At 43.7% G+C, this 14,796-nt stretch carries 13 protein-coding genes and 1 pseudogene; 10 read left to right on the forward strand and 4 right to left on the reverse strand.

The annotated features are described in order from the left end of the window. Positions 1-880 precede the first annotated feature (880 nt). From HHX48_RS18835 to HHX48_RS17625, 5 genes and pseudogenes are all read left to right on the forward strand, one after another. Positions 881-1,042, forward strand: coding sequence for a four-helix bundle copper-binding protein (locus tag HHX48_RS18835; protein WP_223858534.1), 162 nt, complete (start codon positions 881-883; stop codon positions 1,040-1,042). 578 nt (positions 1,043-1,620) lie between these two features. Further along, positions 1,621-2,256: a recombinase family protein gene (locus HHX48_RS17610; protein WP_117316872.1), complete on the forward strand. Its 636-nt coding sequence runs from the start codon at positions 1,621-1,623 to the stop codon at positions 2,254-2,256. A gap of 22 nt (positions 2,257-2,278) precedes the next feature. Next, the gene (locus HHX48_RS17615) at positions 2,279-3,913 is read left to right on the forward strand and encodes a DDE-type integrase/transposase/recombinase (protein WP_117318717.1); all 1,635 of its coding nucleotides are present in this window, start codon (positions 2,279-2,281) and stop codon (positions 3,911-3,913) included. Beyond that, positions 3,903-4,874, forward strand: a complete 972-nt coding sequence (locus HHX48_RS17620) for an ExeA family protein (protein WP_191026617.1) — start codon at positions 3,903-3,905, stop codon at positions 4,872-4,874. The genes HHX48_RS17615 and HHX48_RS17620 overlap by 11 nt, the downstream gene beginning before the upstream one ends. A gap of 137 nt (positions 4,875-5,011) precedes the next feature. Further along, positions 5,012-5,533 (forward strand): annotated as a pseudogene (locus HHX48_RS17625) (IS3 family transposase); the annotation flags it as partial. Between the two features lie 218 nt (positions 5,534-5,751). On the opposite strand, the gene HHX48_RS17630 reads toward HHX48_RS17625, so the two are convergent. Together HHX48_RS17630 and HHX48_RS17635 are read right to left on the reverse strand one after the other, a co-directional pair. Next, the gene (locus HHX48_RS17630) at positions 5,752-7,065 is read right to left on the reverse strand and encodes a type II toxin-antitoxin system HipA family toxin (RefSeq protein WP_191026618.1); all 1,314 of its coding nucleotides are present in this window, start codon (positions 7,063-7,065) and stop codon (positions 5,752-5,754) included. Continuing rightward, on the reverse strand, positions 7,065-7,307 hold the full coding sequence (locus tag HHX48_RS17635) for a helix-turn-helix domain-containing protein (protein ID WP_191026619.1): 243 nt from the start codon (positions 7,305-7,307) through the stop codon (positions 7,065-7,067). The genes HHX48_RS17630 and HHX48_RS17635 overlap by 1 nt, the downstream gene beginning before the upstream one ends. Positions 7,308-8,179: 872 nt before the next feature. Between HHX48_RS17635 and HHX48_RS17640 the strand changes: the two genes are divergently transcribed. From HHX48_RS17640 to HHX48_RS17650, 3 genes are all read left to right on the forward strand, one after another. Beyond that, a complete protein-coding gene (locus tag HHX48_RS17640; protein ID WP_191026620.1) occupies positions 8,180-8,431 on the forward strand; it encodes a hypothetical protein in 252 nt (83 codons plus the stop codon). A 57-nt stretch (positions 8,432-8,488) separates the two neighbouring features. Further along, complete coding sequence (locus HHX48_RS17645; protein ID WP_191026621.1) at positions 8,489-8,851, forward strand: hypothetical protein; 363 nt, start codon at positions 8,489-8,491, stop codon at positions 8,849-8,851. A gap of 362 nt (positions 8,852-9,213) precedes the next feature. Next, entirely contained in the window at positions 9,214-10,269 is a 1,056-nt protein-coding gene (locus HHX48_RS17650; protein WP_191026622.1) for a hypothetical protein, read from the forward strand. Between the two features lie 448 nt (positions 10,270-10,717). Here the strand turns inward: HHX48_RS17650 and HHX48_RS17655 are convergent, their stop codons facing one another. Both HHX48_RS17655 and HHX48_RS17660 read right to left on the reverse strand, forming a co-directional pair. Continuing rightward, entirely contained in the window at positions 10,718-11,392 is a 675-nt protein-coding gene (locus HHX48_RS17655) for a hypothetical protein (RefSeq protein ID WP_191026623.1), read from the reverse strand. A 488-nt stretch (positions 11,393-11,880) separates the two neighbouring features. Continuing rightward, a complete protein-coding gene (locus HHX48_RS17660) occupies positions 11,881-12,081 on the reverse strand; it encodes a hypothetical protein (RefSeq protein WP_191026624.1) in 201 nt (66 codons plus the stop codon). Positions 12,082-13,153: 1,072 nt separating this feature from the next. On the opposite strand from HHX48_RS17660, the gene HHX48_RS17665 reads away from it, so the two are divergent. Both HHX48_RS17665 and HHX48_RS17670 read left to right on the forward strand, forming a co-directional pair. Continuing rightward, positions 13,154-14,005 (forward strand): DNA replication terminus site-binding protein, encoded by an 852-nt coding sequence (locus tag HHX48_RS17665; RefSeq protein WP_191026625.1) that lies wholly within the window; start codon positions 13,154-13,156, stop codon positions 14,003-14,005. 161 nt (positions 14,006-14,166) lie between these two features. Further along, a complete protein-coding gene (locus tag HHX48_RS17670; RefSeq protein ID WP_191026626.1) occupies positions 14,167-14,766 on the forward strand; it encodes an outer membrane beta-barrel protein in 600 nt (199 codons plus the stop codon). The last annotated feature ends 30 nt before the right edge of the window (positions 14,767-14,796 follow it).

A 14,796-nucleotide genomic window follows, 5' to 3' on the forward strand; every position in this document is an offset into this window, starting at 1 on the left:
AATTAGAGTTTAAAAATTAGGCAGGTGATGCTGCGGCTTAACTAAGCGTTAAACTGCGGGACTTATTCGCAGTTTCCCTAGTTTGCGGCTAGTTTTGCGGAGCAGGCTGACTATGGGCTGAAACCTTTGTGTATTTACTGAATCTGGTAAGATTTCTAATCACATTTGGTATTTAGTGCAATTAACGAAGCAATTGCTGCATCGCTGAACTTGAGGAACAGTTTTGAGCAACTGGAGAACCGCAATTTTTGGAGGAACAGTTTCGCCTGGTGCAGCAGAAGCAGGATGGGAAAAGCAACAAAGCCAATGTAACCAGGGCTGGGGGAGCTGTTTAATGAAACAGAAGAGATAGCCGCTGAACCTAACACTGAGCAGGAAGCTATTTACTCTGTCCGCACAAAGCGCAACCCGCTATCCCAAGCACCGCGTTAGGACGTGATAGTTCACGATATTGCTGAGGAAGATAAAGTCTGCTTTCACTCTCCTATATTTTCTTTGTAATTAATTCAGGATAATAAGGAATTATTACAAATCTTTTAAGTACCTCCAGATCCTAAGAGCGCAGAGATGCTTCAATTTAAGCTGCCGGCAGCTTGGTGCGAGGGGAGTATTAGAATTTCATACGCACGATAACAAGCGACTGGCATAAATGCTGCTTGCCTACAAAGTTCCGAAGTTAGGTGTATAAACCATAAACAAGAGGAAATAATTTATGTCTCATAATAAATTTACTAGTTGTATTGAAGCTTGCTACAAATGTGCAACTGCCTGCGACCATTGTTCAACTGCCTGTTTGCAGGAGCCTGATCCTGCGAAAATGGCAGATTGCATACGTGCAGACTTAGACTGTGCTGATATCTGTCGGCTAGCTGCGGCAGCAATGGCGAGAGGAAGTGAGCATGCCAAGCAAATCTGCCGTCTCTGTGCTGACATATGTGAAGCTTGCGGTGAGCTTTGTGCTAAACACGAACCGGATCATTGTCAAGAATGTGCTCGTGCTTGCAAATCTTGTGCTGATGAATGCCGTAAGATGGCTGCCTAAGCTAAGTAAACCGTACTTTGGGAGCGCAGAAGACACATCTAGCGCAAGAGTTTCTTCATTGCGCTCTCAATATTGAGAAACACCTTTCATTAGTCCAGTATATTGGCTCGTATGGGTGACATTGAGGTCAGTTCATGCTTCTTAAGTACCGTATATTTTTGATATTATCCGCTAGAACCCTTCTTTCAGCAGAGGTCATTTTTTTGCTCGATTTTAGTTGAGGTTTCGGACCCTAAGAACCCACTGTATTCTTCCGATTCTGCTCGTATTTACTGAGGATTTAATCTCATTACTGATGCTAATCAGGTTCGACTGCTTGTTGCCACTGTATTAAAAACTCCTTTATGACTTCCTCATCTACTTGAATTAACAAAGACATGCTCACCAGGTAGTAGTATCCCATTGGCTTGGGGCTACTTGCATACCATTATTTATTTGGAAACTGCTGAGGAATCAAAAATATCTGGTGCAATTAAAGTATACCCTTAACGCACTTTCAATTATTTAGTGCATTAATTCAAAAAATAAACCTATAATGCACTCACATTAAGACACCATTGTAAAACGCACTGAAATCTATGTTTCGAGTTTATGGGTACCTAAGAGCTTCAACCGAAGAGCAAGATGCAACCAGAGCTAAAGCTGAATTAGAAAAATTTACCGAACAATTAGGGTTCGGCGTTGCTCACTGGTTTATTGAAAATGAATCCGGCGCAAAATTACAACGGCCTGAACTTTTTAGGTTACTGGATATCGCCATGCCTGGTGACGTTTTATTAGTTGAGCAAATAGACAGGCTAAGCCGACTCAAAAGTGAAGATTGGGAACAGTTGAAGCGGCTGATTAACGATAAGAATATTCGTATTGTTTCACTTGATTTGCCGTCCAGTTTCGCATTGATGCGCAACGCTGATGAATTCACTGAACGCATTCTCTCTTCAATTAACTCAATGATGCTTGATTTCCTTGCTGCCTTTGCCAGAAAAAATTACGAAGAGCGACGCAGGATGCAAGCGCAAGGGGTCGCCAAAGCCAAAATAGAGGGGAAGTATAAAGGCCGTCGCGAAGACAAAGACTTGCATAGTAGGATATTGCAACTTCTCGATGATGGACGTAGTTATAACTTCATTGAAAGGACAATAAGTTGCTCTAGGCACACTATTTCTAAAGTTAGCAAACGCCGTAAGGCAGCACTTGAAGAAGAGGTTCTGTAACTGTGCCATGAAAGCCAAACGGATTGCGCCAGAGGTACTTTTAGATCTGTCTTCACGGATGGAGCTATTCCCTGCGCGTTCCGATGAGCGCAAAAACATTGTTAAATCAGCATGTGATTTATATGGTGTTTCCAAAAGCACTCTTTATCGGCAACTACGTTCTGTAAACAAGCCCAAACCACTGAAGCGCACAGATTCAGGCAAATCAAGAGTCATTCCTATATCTGAGATGGAGAAGTATTGCGAGATTATTGCCGCGTTAAAAATTCGCACCACCAACAAGAATGGACGGCATATCTCTACGAATGTTGCTATTGATTTGCTGGAAAGTACGGGTGTTGATTCAGAATACGGTTTTATCAAGCTAGAAAAAGGTAAGCTCAGCAAAACAACCGTTAACAGGTATCTAGCGCAATTTGGGTTAGACAAACGCAACCTTATTAAAAACTCGCCGGCCGTCAGGTTTCAGGCTAGACACAGCAACGAGTGCTGGCAATTTGATTTAAGCCCTTCTGACTTAAAAAGTGTAGACGAACCGCTTTGGTATGACGAATCTAAAGGTCTGCCTATTTTAATGCTTTACTCTGTCGTTGATGATAGAAGCGGCGTTTGTTATCAGGAATACCGAAATGTTCACGGTGAAGACGCAGGTAACGCGCTGCGCTTCCTTTTTAATGCCATGTCCCCCAAGTCAGACCCAGATCTGCCCTTCCAAGGGATCCCACACATGATTTACATGGACAACGGGCCAATTGCACGAAGTCGGGTGTTTCAGTCTGTGATGAAGTACTTAGGCATTGATGTGAAGATACATATGCCAGATAGCAAGGATAAACGGCGAAAAACTGCTAGATCAAAAGGTAAAGTAGAAAGGGCCTTTCGCACAGTAAAAGAATGCCACGAGGTCCTTTATCACTTGCGAGAGCCAAAGAACGAAGTCGAAGCTAATCAGATGTTGAGCGATTATCTGAAGAAATATAACGACCATCAACATCGAGCAGAGCCACATTCTCGGATGGAGGACTGGCTTCAGAATATCGACGGTGCTGTTAGACAAATGTGCAGCTGGGAGCGTTTTTCATCTTTCGCACGCGAACCTGAAAAACGGAAAGTAGGTATTGATGCCAGAATTCCCGTTGACGGCAGTGTATATGAGGTAGATCCCGACCTCGCAGGTGAACAAGTCGTACTTTGGTGGGGCCTGTTTGACGACGAATTGTATGTTGAACATGATGGACAACGATACGGTGCTTATTTCCCGATCAGTGGTCCAATTCCGTTGTACCGATATCGTAAGTTTAAACAAACCAAAACAGAGAAGCGGCTTGGAAAACTCGAAACGCTAGCAAAGTCACTTAAATTACCGGACTCTGAAAACGATGAGAATCACCAAGTTATTTTGTCAATGAAGAACGTAGTTGAGCCAGTACCAACGCGAGAATTTGATGATCCAGACCCGTTTAACGAAAAGCGGTTTGAAAACATACTGAAAGCCAAGCTTGCCATATCCAAGTATTTAGGTAAACCCTTGACAATACTTGCGCAAGGCGACAGAGATATGATTGATGCTATTTTGTCTGAGTCTTTAGATAAAGAGGCTGTCATGAAATGGATAAAAGAATATTTCCATAATAGGAGTGGAGAACATGCAAATTGAAGTCATGGAACACTTTGGTATAAAGAAGTATTTTCGTGATGCAGACTTCTTTGAAACTGACACGGCCAAAAGGTTATTCAGACAACTCAAAAAGATCATACCTGAAGGCCAGCTCATCGCACTGACTGGTGTTGTCGGTATTGGCAAAACTACCTACCTAGAAAAAATACAAAAACAATTAGCTGCTGAAAAAAATGTGATAGTCGCAAAGTCACTCTCAGTGGAAAAATCCAAGACAAATTTAACCACTTTGATCACAGCGTTGTTTTACGATGTTTCAGGTGATAATGGCTATCGGGTACCAAAGCTTGGCGAAAAGCGCGAGCGAGATTTGCAGGAGCTCATCAAGAAGAGTAAAAAGCCTGTTGTGTTATTTTGTGATGAAGCCCATGACCTGCACCATCGCACACTGACAGGTCTTAAACGCCTAATGGAAGTCATCCATGAGGGCGGCGGCAAGTTATCTATTGTATTGGCGGGCCACCCTAAACTTAAAAATGACCTGAAATCTCCCACAATGGAAGAAGTTGGCTACCGCACGGTTACCATGTCTCTCGATGCCTCGCAGGGTATTTTACGCGACTATATTTACTGGCTCCTGGATAAATGCACCAATGACAATGTAAAACCAAAAGACGTTATTGAAGACCAAGCAGTGGATTATCTAACTGAACATCTCAGTACGCCTCTTCAGGTAGAACAACATCTAACATTAGCCCTAGAAGAAGCTTACAAAGTCGGTATAAAACCTATCAATGTTGACCTTTTGGAGGAAACACTGTCTAGCCGCATATATGAAATTGAACCGACACTTATCAGGCATGGTTACAATGAGCGCGTCATTGCTGAACAATTCCGCTATCGCCCATCCGAAATAAGAAAATTATTCTCTGGAGGGCTAGAACCAAATAGAGCGAAAGAAATGACAGCTGAAATGCGTGAAGCAGGACTGCCAATTTAGAGTCGATTAAAGGGGGCCCAACCCGATGAAATCGGTCCTAGTATCAATCAATGTGGTTCCATTCTTAATTAAAGTGAGCCAGCCTCATAGGGTAGAATCAATGATTGTGGGCCAGGAAGTGCGGATAAAATCGGGTCAGACAGAATAAGAAGTCAGGTCGCTACAGCTATTGGGTGACTGATTTTACTTACATCCGTACCTACGAAGGCTGGCTATATCTTACTGTGGTTATCGACTTATTCTCGCGGCGCGTCGTTGGATGGACAATGAAAAGTAGCCCCAAAGCTGATTTAGTCATTGATGCTCTGTTGATGGCAGTCTGGCGTCGCCGACCCAAAAAGAAAGTGCTGGTTCATTCAGATCAGGGGATTCAATATACCTCATCTGATTGGCGTTCCTTCCTAAACGAGCACAACCTGGAAGCCAGCATGAGCAGGAAAGACAACTGCCACGACAATGCCGTTGCCGAAAGCTTTTTCTCTTTGCTTAAAAAGGATCGGGTGAAAAGAAAGATCTACTCTACGCGCGCTGAGGCGAGGGCTGAGATATTCGATTACATCGAAGGATTTTACAATCCCAGACGCAATCATGGTACAAATGGAGGGCTTTCTCCAGTCAGATATGAAAAGCAGTATTATCAGCAGCTTGAAGATGTCTAGAAAATTGGGGGCTTACCACATCATAGTACGTCTTTATTCTGCCAAATCATACACTTAGCAGTTCGCAAAAGTGGTAGGTGAAAAGTAATGAAGTTCGTTATATTGAACTACACTGCTTGGTCTAAGGTGCAGACAACCGTGAGCGTTTGGCGGGTCGGAGATTTGCTCTTTCCTGCCATCAATTAAATGACTACCACATCGTGTTTGAGATGTACGACTTAGCTATTCAATAATGCAACGACTTTGCGTTTGCACGCTAGAGCCCCATCAGCTATCGATGTTCCCACCGCCACATCAAAATGTGCGTTTGCCTCTTCGAAGGTTTGTGCAAGTGCTGTTTCAATGTTATCCGTTAAAAACGACAATATGCTAAGAGTGTCGTCTTGGCTCAGGCCTAAGTAAATGCCATGAGCTAACCAATGTCGCGCGGTGATATCATGCCAACGGTAGTGTGTGTTTTTACTATGCACCTTCATCGCCATTTTTATCTTCTGACGCTGAATGTTTCCCTGACCAAAATAAGGATAAGCACTGATCACATCGTAGAACGGCGTCAGCCGGAACCCATCGGCATTAAGCGAAATACTAAAATTTTTCGCGTGGCCGTCGATGGCTGCAAGTAACCAGAAAACAACCTGAGACTGGAAAAAAGCGAGCCTGTCAGCATAAGCATTGGATGAATGGCTAAGTAGATCCATAATTGCTGCTGCCCCGGGACCGCCGTTTTCCTCATATTTCGAGCCGCTGGCCATGCCCAACGCCTGGCAGAAATCTTCCTGCGGCAACCTAAGGATATTATCGCGCTGTAACCGTCTATCAAAGCGTTCAACGACCAGGACTTTTTGATCTTCAAATTGTGCAATCTCAGCCTGTGCAACCGTCATATCCAGATGGCGCATGAAGGCCAGACAAAACCATTCATTGTCTACGCTCGATGACAAATCAATGCGTAGGTTTTCATGGTGCCGGATTGGCGGTTTAAAGATATGGGTGGTCGGGGTTGATTGATGCGGCCGGCACCACGTGTTATTCCACCGCGTCAGCGCCGTTTTTTCCTGAGCGCCGGCCAAGGAGATACGAAAATCTTCATCTGAATTCATACCCAGCATTTTCTCAATCCGTGCTTCTCGGATTGTTTGCGCAACTTGGGCTTCAGAAAGTGGTGTCATTGCCAAAGGCTGCATTTCCTCTTCCGGGTGTTGACTCGTGAAGGTTAATGCACCTACACAATCTTTTCCTACTTCGGCGAGCAAATCAAAAGGCTTGCTACTGTTGGCGCCTAGCCGGTCAACCATGTGCTGGCGAATAGCATCGGCATCCGGTAACAGATTATCAAAATAGGCGTGAACCGCATCGGTTTTTATCTCGGACATTTGCATAGGTAAACTAAGCGATATTGCTCTGCTACCTTCCATGCTCATCCACTCAGGCGCGTATTTAAAGCTCATTCGCCCACTTTTTAGGAATAGCTGCCCTACTACATAGCCGTTCATTGAACAGTAAAGGGTTTGAGTATGTGATTTCCTTCCCATTAGAAAGACAGCGACCGCGTAGTAATAGTGTTTTGTGGCCGTTCTACTTTGATATCCAGATTTAATGCCGCGCTAAGTTTAAGTAGCATATCGACCGACATTTTTTCAGGCATGGTTTCACAGTTAGAAATTACGCGTTGATAAACACCGATTTGCTTAGCAAGCTCAGCTTGATTCATTTTTTTAGCCTTACGAGCATCCCTTAATAGTGCACTTAAGTCTTTTGGGGTGTTTATTTTCATGGATAACTCTTATCAGATGTTTGTATACCCCATAATATATACATGAAATAGTATAAAATCAAAATATACTAAAATCTGTATAATAATGTTTTATACTAAAGAGCGTATAAACATGTTGTCCTTCCACTCACACAACTCCATCACACATGTTAGTATCGCCTTAATGTGTAAGAACCTAACTGAAACTAAGTAGAGCAAATAAGCGGTAGATTTGAAAAGGGATGACTAAGCTGATTGAAAAATTAACGCCGGTGACCGGTGTTACCGGAGCCTTTTCAAGCTACGTCCGTTCTCTGTGTATTATCTGATAGACAATACCCTGACAAACCACTCAGATTTAACACAGCGCACAGTTTTCACCGGCATATTTGCGACCAATAGGATACTTTCGTTCCAAGCACCGGTCTTATAAGACAACAAACACCAATTTTTCCAATGCGATGAGCCAACAGAACTCTGCAAATAATTTCTTTACGTCGCCATACCCCTAAAACGTCTTTAACCTCTGGCAAACTCAACCCCCCCACCCTGGCGCCAACCTTTAGTGACCCCTTTTAAAAAATCTCACACCAACCGACCCACCAAACCGCCTCAGAACAACCGACTTAGACGCCCTCCCTACCTGACCACCTTTACACCATACCAAACCAAGCTGACACCCTCCCGGGATACCCCGTGCTCTTTTAAAAGGGAGCGAACGCCACCCTGCCCGACAGGCGCGAAGCGCGCGCGACCGGCAGCTCTGCTGCCGGATGGTTTTGCAAGAGGGGGTTAGAGGTATGGCGACGTAAAATGGTTTGGTTTTGGCAACTAAGGGGTATTCAGTGGTATCATCTTTATTCATTAAAATGCCGACTTGCTAAGGAAAGTTTATGAGAAGAGCATCTGAATATTCCCAAACCCGAAACAACAGCGTTGAGCGTAAAGCAATACTCAGTGTTGTCTTGTTCGCCTGCGTGTTGTTTTCCATTGGCCTGGGCGTCATTATCAATTTGTTTCTGCTGACGCCATCACACGGACTGGCCGCTAGCCTCTTCGGCTCCCTTGCGCTCCCCGCTTGTACCTCGGCGTTCATTTTTCGGCACTACTACAAGCATCATTTCGTGCCCCTGGCAACTAATTAAGTTTTTCAGACTAGGAATGCACCTTACCTTTAAGAAATGCAATATTCAGGAGGAATAATGAAGAAAAATGTTTATATGGCTATCTTGACCAGTGCATTGTTTACGCCCTTTGCTAATTCTGCCGTCGACCTTAAGTGGACAGAATCTGTGGGGGAAGTTATCAAACCAACTAGAGTAACTCAGGATGGTCTTGAGGAATTTGGTTATGAAGGCTTCAATTTGACTTATGAGATGAAGAAGCCTTGCAAGTACTTAATGATTTTTGCTACAAGCATTTCTAATGATGGTGTTGAATTAGGAAAAGCTTCTTTTCAACATGCTCGTGTTTCCATTGGCGATAAGTTCAGAGATCCGTTTACCCTGATTGTTGATGGTAAATACCATATTCTTCTGGACAATATCACCTGCCTAAAACCGTAGATTAATCAATGTAAGTTGAGGACAGTCGAGATCCTTAATCCTAAATTTTGTTGAATTACTGTTAGCTCTTTAAATGGTACAATTCAGGAATATCACGCATTAGCATCAGATAACATGTAAAAGAGCCGCAGCATAGATATCAAAGTTTATAGCGCAATGAATCAACCCGGAGTGCTATAAGGGGGGTGATTCATTGCATATTCAATATTTTGAATTAGTTTTGCGTATTATCAACTATCCAATTGCTACACCCCCTATCCCCTAAAAAGGGTCTGACAACTGGTTTGCCTGAGTTCGTTCACTTACACTACCTGCAAATCAGGTTGACTTATTCGGGGGAATGGTAAGTTGTGGGAAGTAAAATGAAGCTCGGCATTATCTGTGCGCTGGTTCTAACTAACTCATATCTGGTTTTTCAGTATGCACAAGACAAGTTTTCTTTGCCAGATTGGCTGGATGAGATTGCACAGAGCTCAAAAGACGCAGTAATAACCGCTATCGATTCGCTGGCCACCAAACCTATGCCGGCAAAATTGGGGCTGGCTGAACCTGCAAAGCAATTAGCGCCGGTGGCAGAAGTACCCAGTGAGCTAGCGTTCACCGGTGCAAGCTGTCTCGATAAGCGTAAGGCTACCCAATCTAAACGAATCTTTACCTGGACAGACAGTCACGGGATTCAGCATATCTCCGACAAACCTCGCCGAGTTGATGATGGTACACCGGTAACCCTGGTAAGCAATATTCACGCGAAGGATTTATCCATTAACTTTCTTGGCCTCCAGGGTAGCTATAATCTAAAACAGAAGATCATTACTTCAGTAAATGCCAGCAAAACGCTCTTCGAACAGGTGGTACCTGCAGAGCTGGTGAAGCCACTTACTGTCAACTTCAGGCTCTTTACGGACAAGTCCGGCTATGAAATGTATCGCGGTCCCGCAACAGGCCTTCTTAAAAACTCTCAGGGGTTTTATCGCGCCGGCACCAATGAATCAGTGGTGTGGGTTAAAAACGAGGCCCAGGGTGAAAAAACTGCGGTGCACGAGGCCATGCATAGCATTAACCGGCACTACATTGGACAAATGAGTAAGTGGCTCAATGAAGGACTTGCTGAAGTGGCCGAGGACATTGCTAATAATCCATCTGTGCTGCGGTCAACGCTGCGTTCGAGGCGACTATTACCTGTCAGCGACTTGCTCAACAGCATTCCTGAACAATGGGCAAAAGATTCATCCACCCATTACCGAACCGCTAAAGCGTTGGTTAGCTATTTGTATTTTACAGATAGGACTGCCCTTACCCGTCTGCTGTTAGCTGAATCAGAAAACGGTTGCGAGACACTACAACAGGTCGAGGTTACCAGAATTATCGGAAAGGACGTCCGGACAATCGACGCTATGCTTAAACGCTGGCTCTCTTGAGAAAGTTGGTAAAGATTAAATCTTGCTATCAGGGCCAATATACAGCGGACAACGTCAGATGGTAGTGGCATAATCCCATATAAGTTGCACCTTACTTAACCTGTCCACCAGCAAACCAAAAGTGAGTATACAAAATGGAATTTGTATTAATAGCCTGTGTCCTATTGGCATTGCTAATCTTCGCCTACACCTATTATCGCATTGGAAGGGTTAAACATTCTGTGCACATGGACTGCATCCCTCCAGCTATCGTAATTGAGCTTGAAAAAGAAAAAGAGCAAGCAGCGGAGAAGCAAATAATTTAGATATGTGCTTAGCTTTGAGCAATAAATGAATGAACATAAGTTCGCTTAGCTGAAGCGGTCCGCCTGAGACGAGGAGCGGAAACATTCAACGCGCAAGCAACGGCGCGCGTAAGCGCATCCAGCGCCATTCGATAGGGGCTGCTCTACAAACTGAATACACCTTCTGTTGAGTTAATGCTATTCACCGTCATTGAAGTTAAATCTGTGTATTTGTCCAACCCCATCCCAACCTCTAAATTGAGTAGTGCATAGGCTGTCATATAGTGGTGTAGCTCTAACTCGATGGCATTAAACTCTTTTCTTCCCCTCGAAAACTCGAACATGTTCCCTACTAAAGCATGAATTTTAGCCGCTAATATCATTGCAGCATTTACGTTGTCAGCTGATGGAGATATACGGTACTGACCTTTACAGTCCTCACACATACCCGATAAACGAGTGTCAAATACTTGAAGGTTGGATAATATCCTAGCTAGGTAATCACCTACGTCATCGTTGGCATTACTAATACATTCTTTGATTGTCTCACGGGCTTTGACTGGTAATCGAGGGTATGGAATTTCAAAGTCGCTGTCACTAGGCTGTGAAGCTTGTTCATAGTCGTCCCATAATTTGTCCAAGGACCGCGCTGCCGACTTCAAATAAGTTGTGAGTTCTGAAAGTGCGTCAGGTAGCATGGCTCTAGCAGCTTTGAATTGACGCTTTCTAGCTTGCTCAGAATGGTACTTAGTAGCCTTAAAGACCAATACACTTGAGATTAACGCTAAAACACCAACGTTAAAACTTTGCCACCTATCCCAAACACTTTGTAGATACACCCAGTCACACCTAACTATCAGAGGACCTATGAACATCCCATATATATAGACAAAGAGAGCCATAAGGAGAGTATATCTGTTGCTTATCACCTGGGTGAGATTTACCAACCTGAGCAGGCTGGAGAGCGACTCTTTTATGTTGGTTGCCTTTTTGCGTATTGACGTGTGAAGTGCAACGATGATGTGTCCCTTTCTTGTCTTTGTACTTTCCATATATATGAACTATTCACTAAATATTTCAAAGAGTAAATACTTGAGAAAACCTTCTTTAAACTGCCAAGTCATACACTTAGCCGTACGCCACACTGGGCAGTGAAAGATAAAGCTATCGATGTCTGAAGTGCCTCCCGAGCGATAGCTTTATATACAAAGCTGCCTGACGGCCATAGAACCCTTAATTGCAGCGAATAGCGTAATCCATACAGCCAGAAACGTAGACTTCTGCAGTACCTCAATCAGTTATTTTTCATACTCTGTTTGATTTTAGTTCACGACATAATCGATAGCTTGAATTTTCTATCATACGCCCACCCCATAACATCAGCAGGTAATACTTCATACTCGAAAGCGTATTCTGTCAGCCTGAAGCAGTTCCCATCAAAGTAGCCTTTTGCTACCAGAACCGGCTGGCCTATTGTTAGCAGAACTGGCTCGCCCATTTCCGGCATTTTGTTTATTGGAGAGTACACTATGCTTTCCTCAAAGATAGAAAATTTTATATGAGGATATGGACTGCGAAACTGTACAAAGTAGCTGAATGGATGAAGCGGCACATTTAAGTGCCGCAGCATTCCTCCTTCACTACCTACCTACTGGAATTTTCCAAGCCTCATAACCATAGTCATGAGCATCCAGTAGTTCGTTACTATTACGCTTACGACGGTATCGTCTATAAATATACTGCTGGCTCATAATTCGAACCCTCCAGTTATATCAGGAAATATCGTCGAGTGGCTGACATCGGATGGTAGACACTTTCTTCCATATTTCTGTGGAAGCACGCTGAGTGTGCCTTTACTGGTTTTTTGATTCTGCATTGAGAACCTCCATTCCAAAATATTATAAGGATGGAAGCTCTTGTGTACCCAGACATTTACGCCGATAGTGGAAAAAACGACCGGGTGCGGAGAGTATTGGTACTTGCAAAATTCTAGTGCAATACGATACTTTATCCACGTGACACAAATTGTGTCGCCTTTGGGATCCTAACCAAAGTACAAGAGCTTCTGGTTTTTGTAACTTGAGGGGGTCAAACTGGCAGGTTTGACCTCCTTTTCCCTCCTCCGCATATCCTTTTGCGCAAGTCACTCTAGCAAGATAGTGAGGTTTGAGTTTCATTGCAACCCAATATCTGGTGCTTGAAGCAGCGTTCAAACCGATAGCATTTTTAGGTTAGTGCTGACTAACCTAAAAGGATTTTACAAGCTTAATTTATCAAGAATGCAAGCAACTTTGATCGAAAGATCCGTAACATAAATTTATTATTCTATTTTTTTCAGACATTATAACTTAACAACATATAGTGGCATTTTTTCAACAAAACACTACATCTTGTGCATTAGAGTCAAGCTACATACCAGATTGTAGAGCTGACATCACCAATCATTCGGTGCGCGCTCATGTTAAAATTTGGCGATAATCAAGATGATGAGTTCATCTAATACTTCCTCTCGCTATTCACCAAACCTTGTTTAAAAGTTATACTGTACATATCAACAGCAATAATGGTCGGGGGCGACATTGAATCTTCTACGCTTGTACATGACAGACATTGAAAGCAGTCTCAGTGAACTCTGCCAATTAGTGCGGCAGTATGCGATTGCAGAGCAAGCAATAATGTTTAGCCTACCTGCCATTACAAAAGAAGATGAAGCACTTCTTATTGCCGATGATTACGAATCGATTCCTGTCACAACAATTGTCGGTCAGGCAGCAGTAGAACTGGCTATTAAAGCGCTCAAGGACATGTATGTTACCGATAACGCGATGTCACGGCGCTTTGTACAGAAATATCCCGGCCTTATCCCACTTAGCTGCAGTTGGGAAATGCTGGCGCCAGTCATTGACCGCGTTAACCTTGCTAAACAGAACTTTCGCGGCGAAGTTCAAAAGTATGAAGATGCTGAAGAAAGGTTCTTTGAGGTACACGATCGGTTCAATTATCTCATTACTACCATGGCGTATCGTGGTATCAATGCCTTTGAAGGCGACTATAAAGGCTTTTACTTCAACTGGTCACGTCGTGCACGGGGCGGAACAAAAACAGCTCAGGAATGGATTGAGCGCCTAGAAAGCGCTCGTTTCACCATACCAAGCTCACACACTAAACACTCCTGGAATGCTCTTATTGACCAGGAGCAGGAACAAATTAGGAACTGTGGGGCTGAGAAACTAAGTATGCGCCGGCCAAACAAACTTCGTCCCGAGTGCTCTGTGCGTTATGCTGATGGGAATATGCGTGGCCATAGTGCCAGCATGCCCTTTTTCATCGCTGACCATACCTGCAAGCCGAATTTTACAGAACTGAAGGACTACACACGCAAAGCGGCAAGGTCAGCGTCATCAAAGTGGAAGCTGGTGGCCAACCGTCCTAAATTATATATGGCGATATAAATGTCAGCTCTAAATGCAATCAATTGACTGATTAAGCTGCAAATTGTACAGCTAAATCGAACAATCCGATTTATTGAAGTTATTTCCTATATTTTGTATTGACCACCCCTTAAAGTGCCCACGTCGAATTATGACAAGTCGTACTTATAAGGAATTTTTAAATGAAACGCACTTTAGTTGCAGCTGCAATCGCCACTTTTTCAATGAACGCATTCTCTGCCCAGACTTTCTCTGATGGTCCTGCCTGGGATTTTGTTGAAGCTGGCTATCAAGTTGCTGACGTCGACGACGTCGATGTATTCGAACCATCGGGTTTTGACATTGAAGGCTCTATGCTGGTCGGTGAAAACTTTTTTGTGAACGGTGGGTATCGCAACCTTGATGATGAAGAAATGGGCGTCGAGCTTGAACTGAGCCAATTGAGCCTAGGTGTGGGATATCGTTACGGCATGACAAAAAGCACAGATGTATTTGCAACTGTGAGCTTTGAAAACCTGGATGCTGAAGTCAATTTTGAAGGTGAGAACTTTTTCGCTGGCGATGAAAACGGCTTTGGTGTTGCTATTGGTGTTCGCTCCATGGTTATCGACCAGCTTGAGCTGTCAGCACAGGTTAAGCAAATAGAGTTAGATGAAACATCTAACACCGGTTTTGAGGCAGGTATCAATTACTACTTCACTCCGGCGCTTGCTATCGGTGCGACCTATGAAGACCGTGATGATTATTCATTTACCGGTGCGCATGTTCGCTACGCATTTTAATAATTAGCGGGCTTCAGGCCCGCTTTTTTC

This window comes from Salinimonas profundi (assembly GCF_014750655.1).
GTDB lineage: Bacteria > Pseudomonadota > Gammaproteobacteria > Enterobacterales > Alteromonadaceae > Alteromonas > Alteromonas profundi_A.

Bases quoted from the DNA above. Each gene is read 5' to 3' on its own strand.
- HHX48_RS18835 (WP_223858534.1), top strand. From the start codon at position 881: ATGGCGAGAGGAAGTGAGCATGCCAAGCAAATCTGCCGTCTCTGTGCT.
- HHX48_RS17665 (WP_191026625.1), top strand. From the start codon at position 13,154: ATGACAGACATTGAAAGCAGTCTCAGTGAACTCTGCCAATTAGTGCGG.
- HHX48_RS17630 (WP_191026618.1), bottom strand. From the start codon at position 7,065: ATGGGAAGGAAATCACATACTCAAACCCTTTACTGTTCAATGAACGGC.
- HHX48_RS17640 (WP_191026620.1), top strand. From the start codon at position 8,180: ATGAGAAGAGCATCTGAATATTCCCAAACCCGAAACAACAGCGTTGAG.
- HHX48_RS17650 (WP_191026622.1), top strand. From the start codon at position 9,214: ATGAAGCTCGGCATTATCTGTGCGCTGGTTCTAACTAACTCATATCTG.
- HHX48_RS17635 (WP_191026619.1), bottom strand. From the start codon at position 7,307: ATGAAAATAAACACCCCAAAAGACTTAAGTGCACTATTAAGGGATGCT.
- HHX48_RS17610 (WP_117316872.1), top strand. From the start codon at position 1,621: ATGTTTCGAGTTTATGGGTACCTAAGAGCTTCAACCGAAGAGCAAGAT.
- HHX48_RS17620 (WP_191026617.1), top strand. From the start codon at position 3,903: ATGCAAATTGAAGTCATGGAACACTTTGGTATAAAGAAGTATTTTCGT.
- HHX48_RS17670 (WP_191026626.1), top strand. From the start codon at position 14,167: ATGAAACGCACTTTAGTTGCAGCTGCAATCGCCACTTTTTCAATGAAC.
- HHX48_RS17645 (WP_191026621.1), top strand. From the start codon at position 8,489: ATGAAGAAAAATGTTTATATGGCTATCTTGACCAGTGCATTGTTTACG.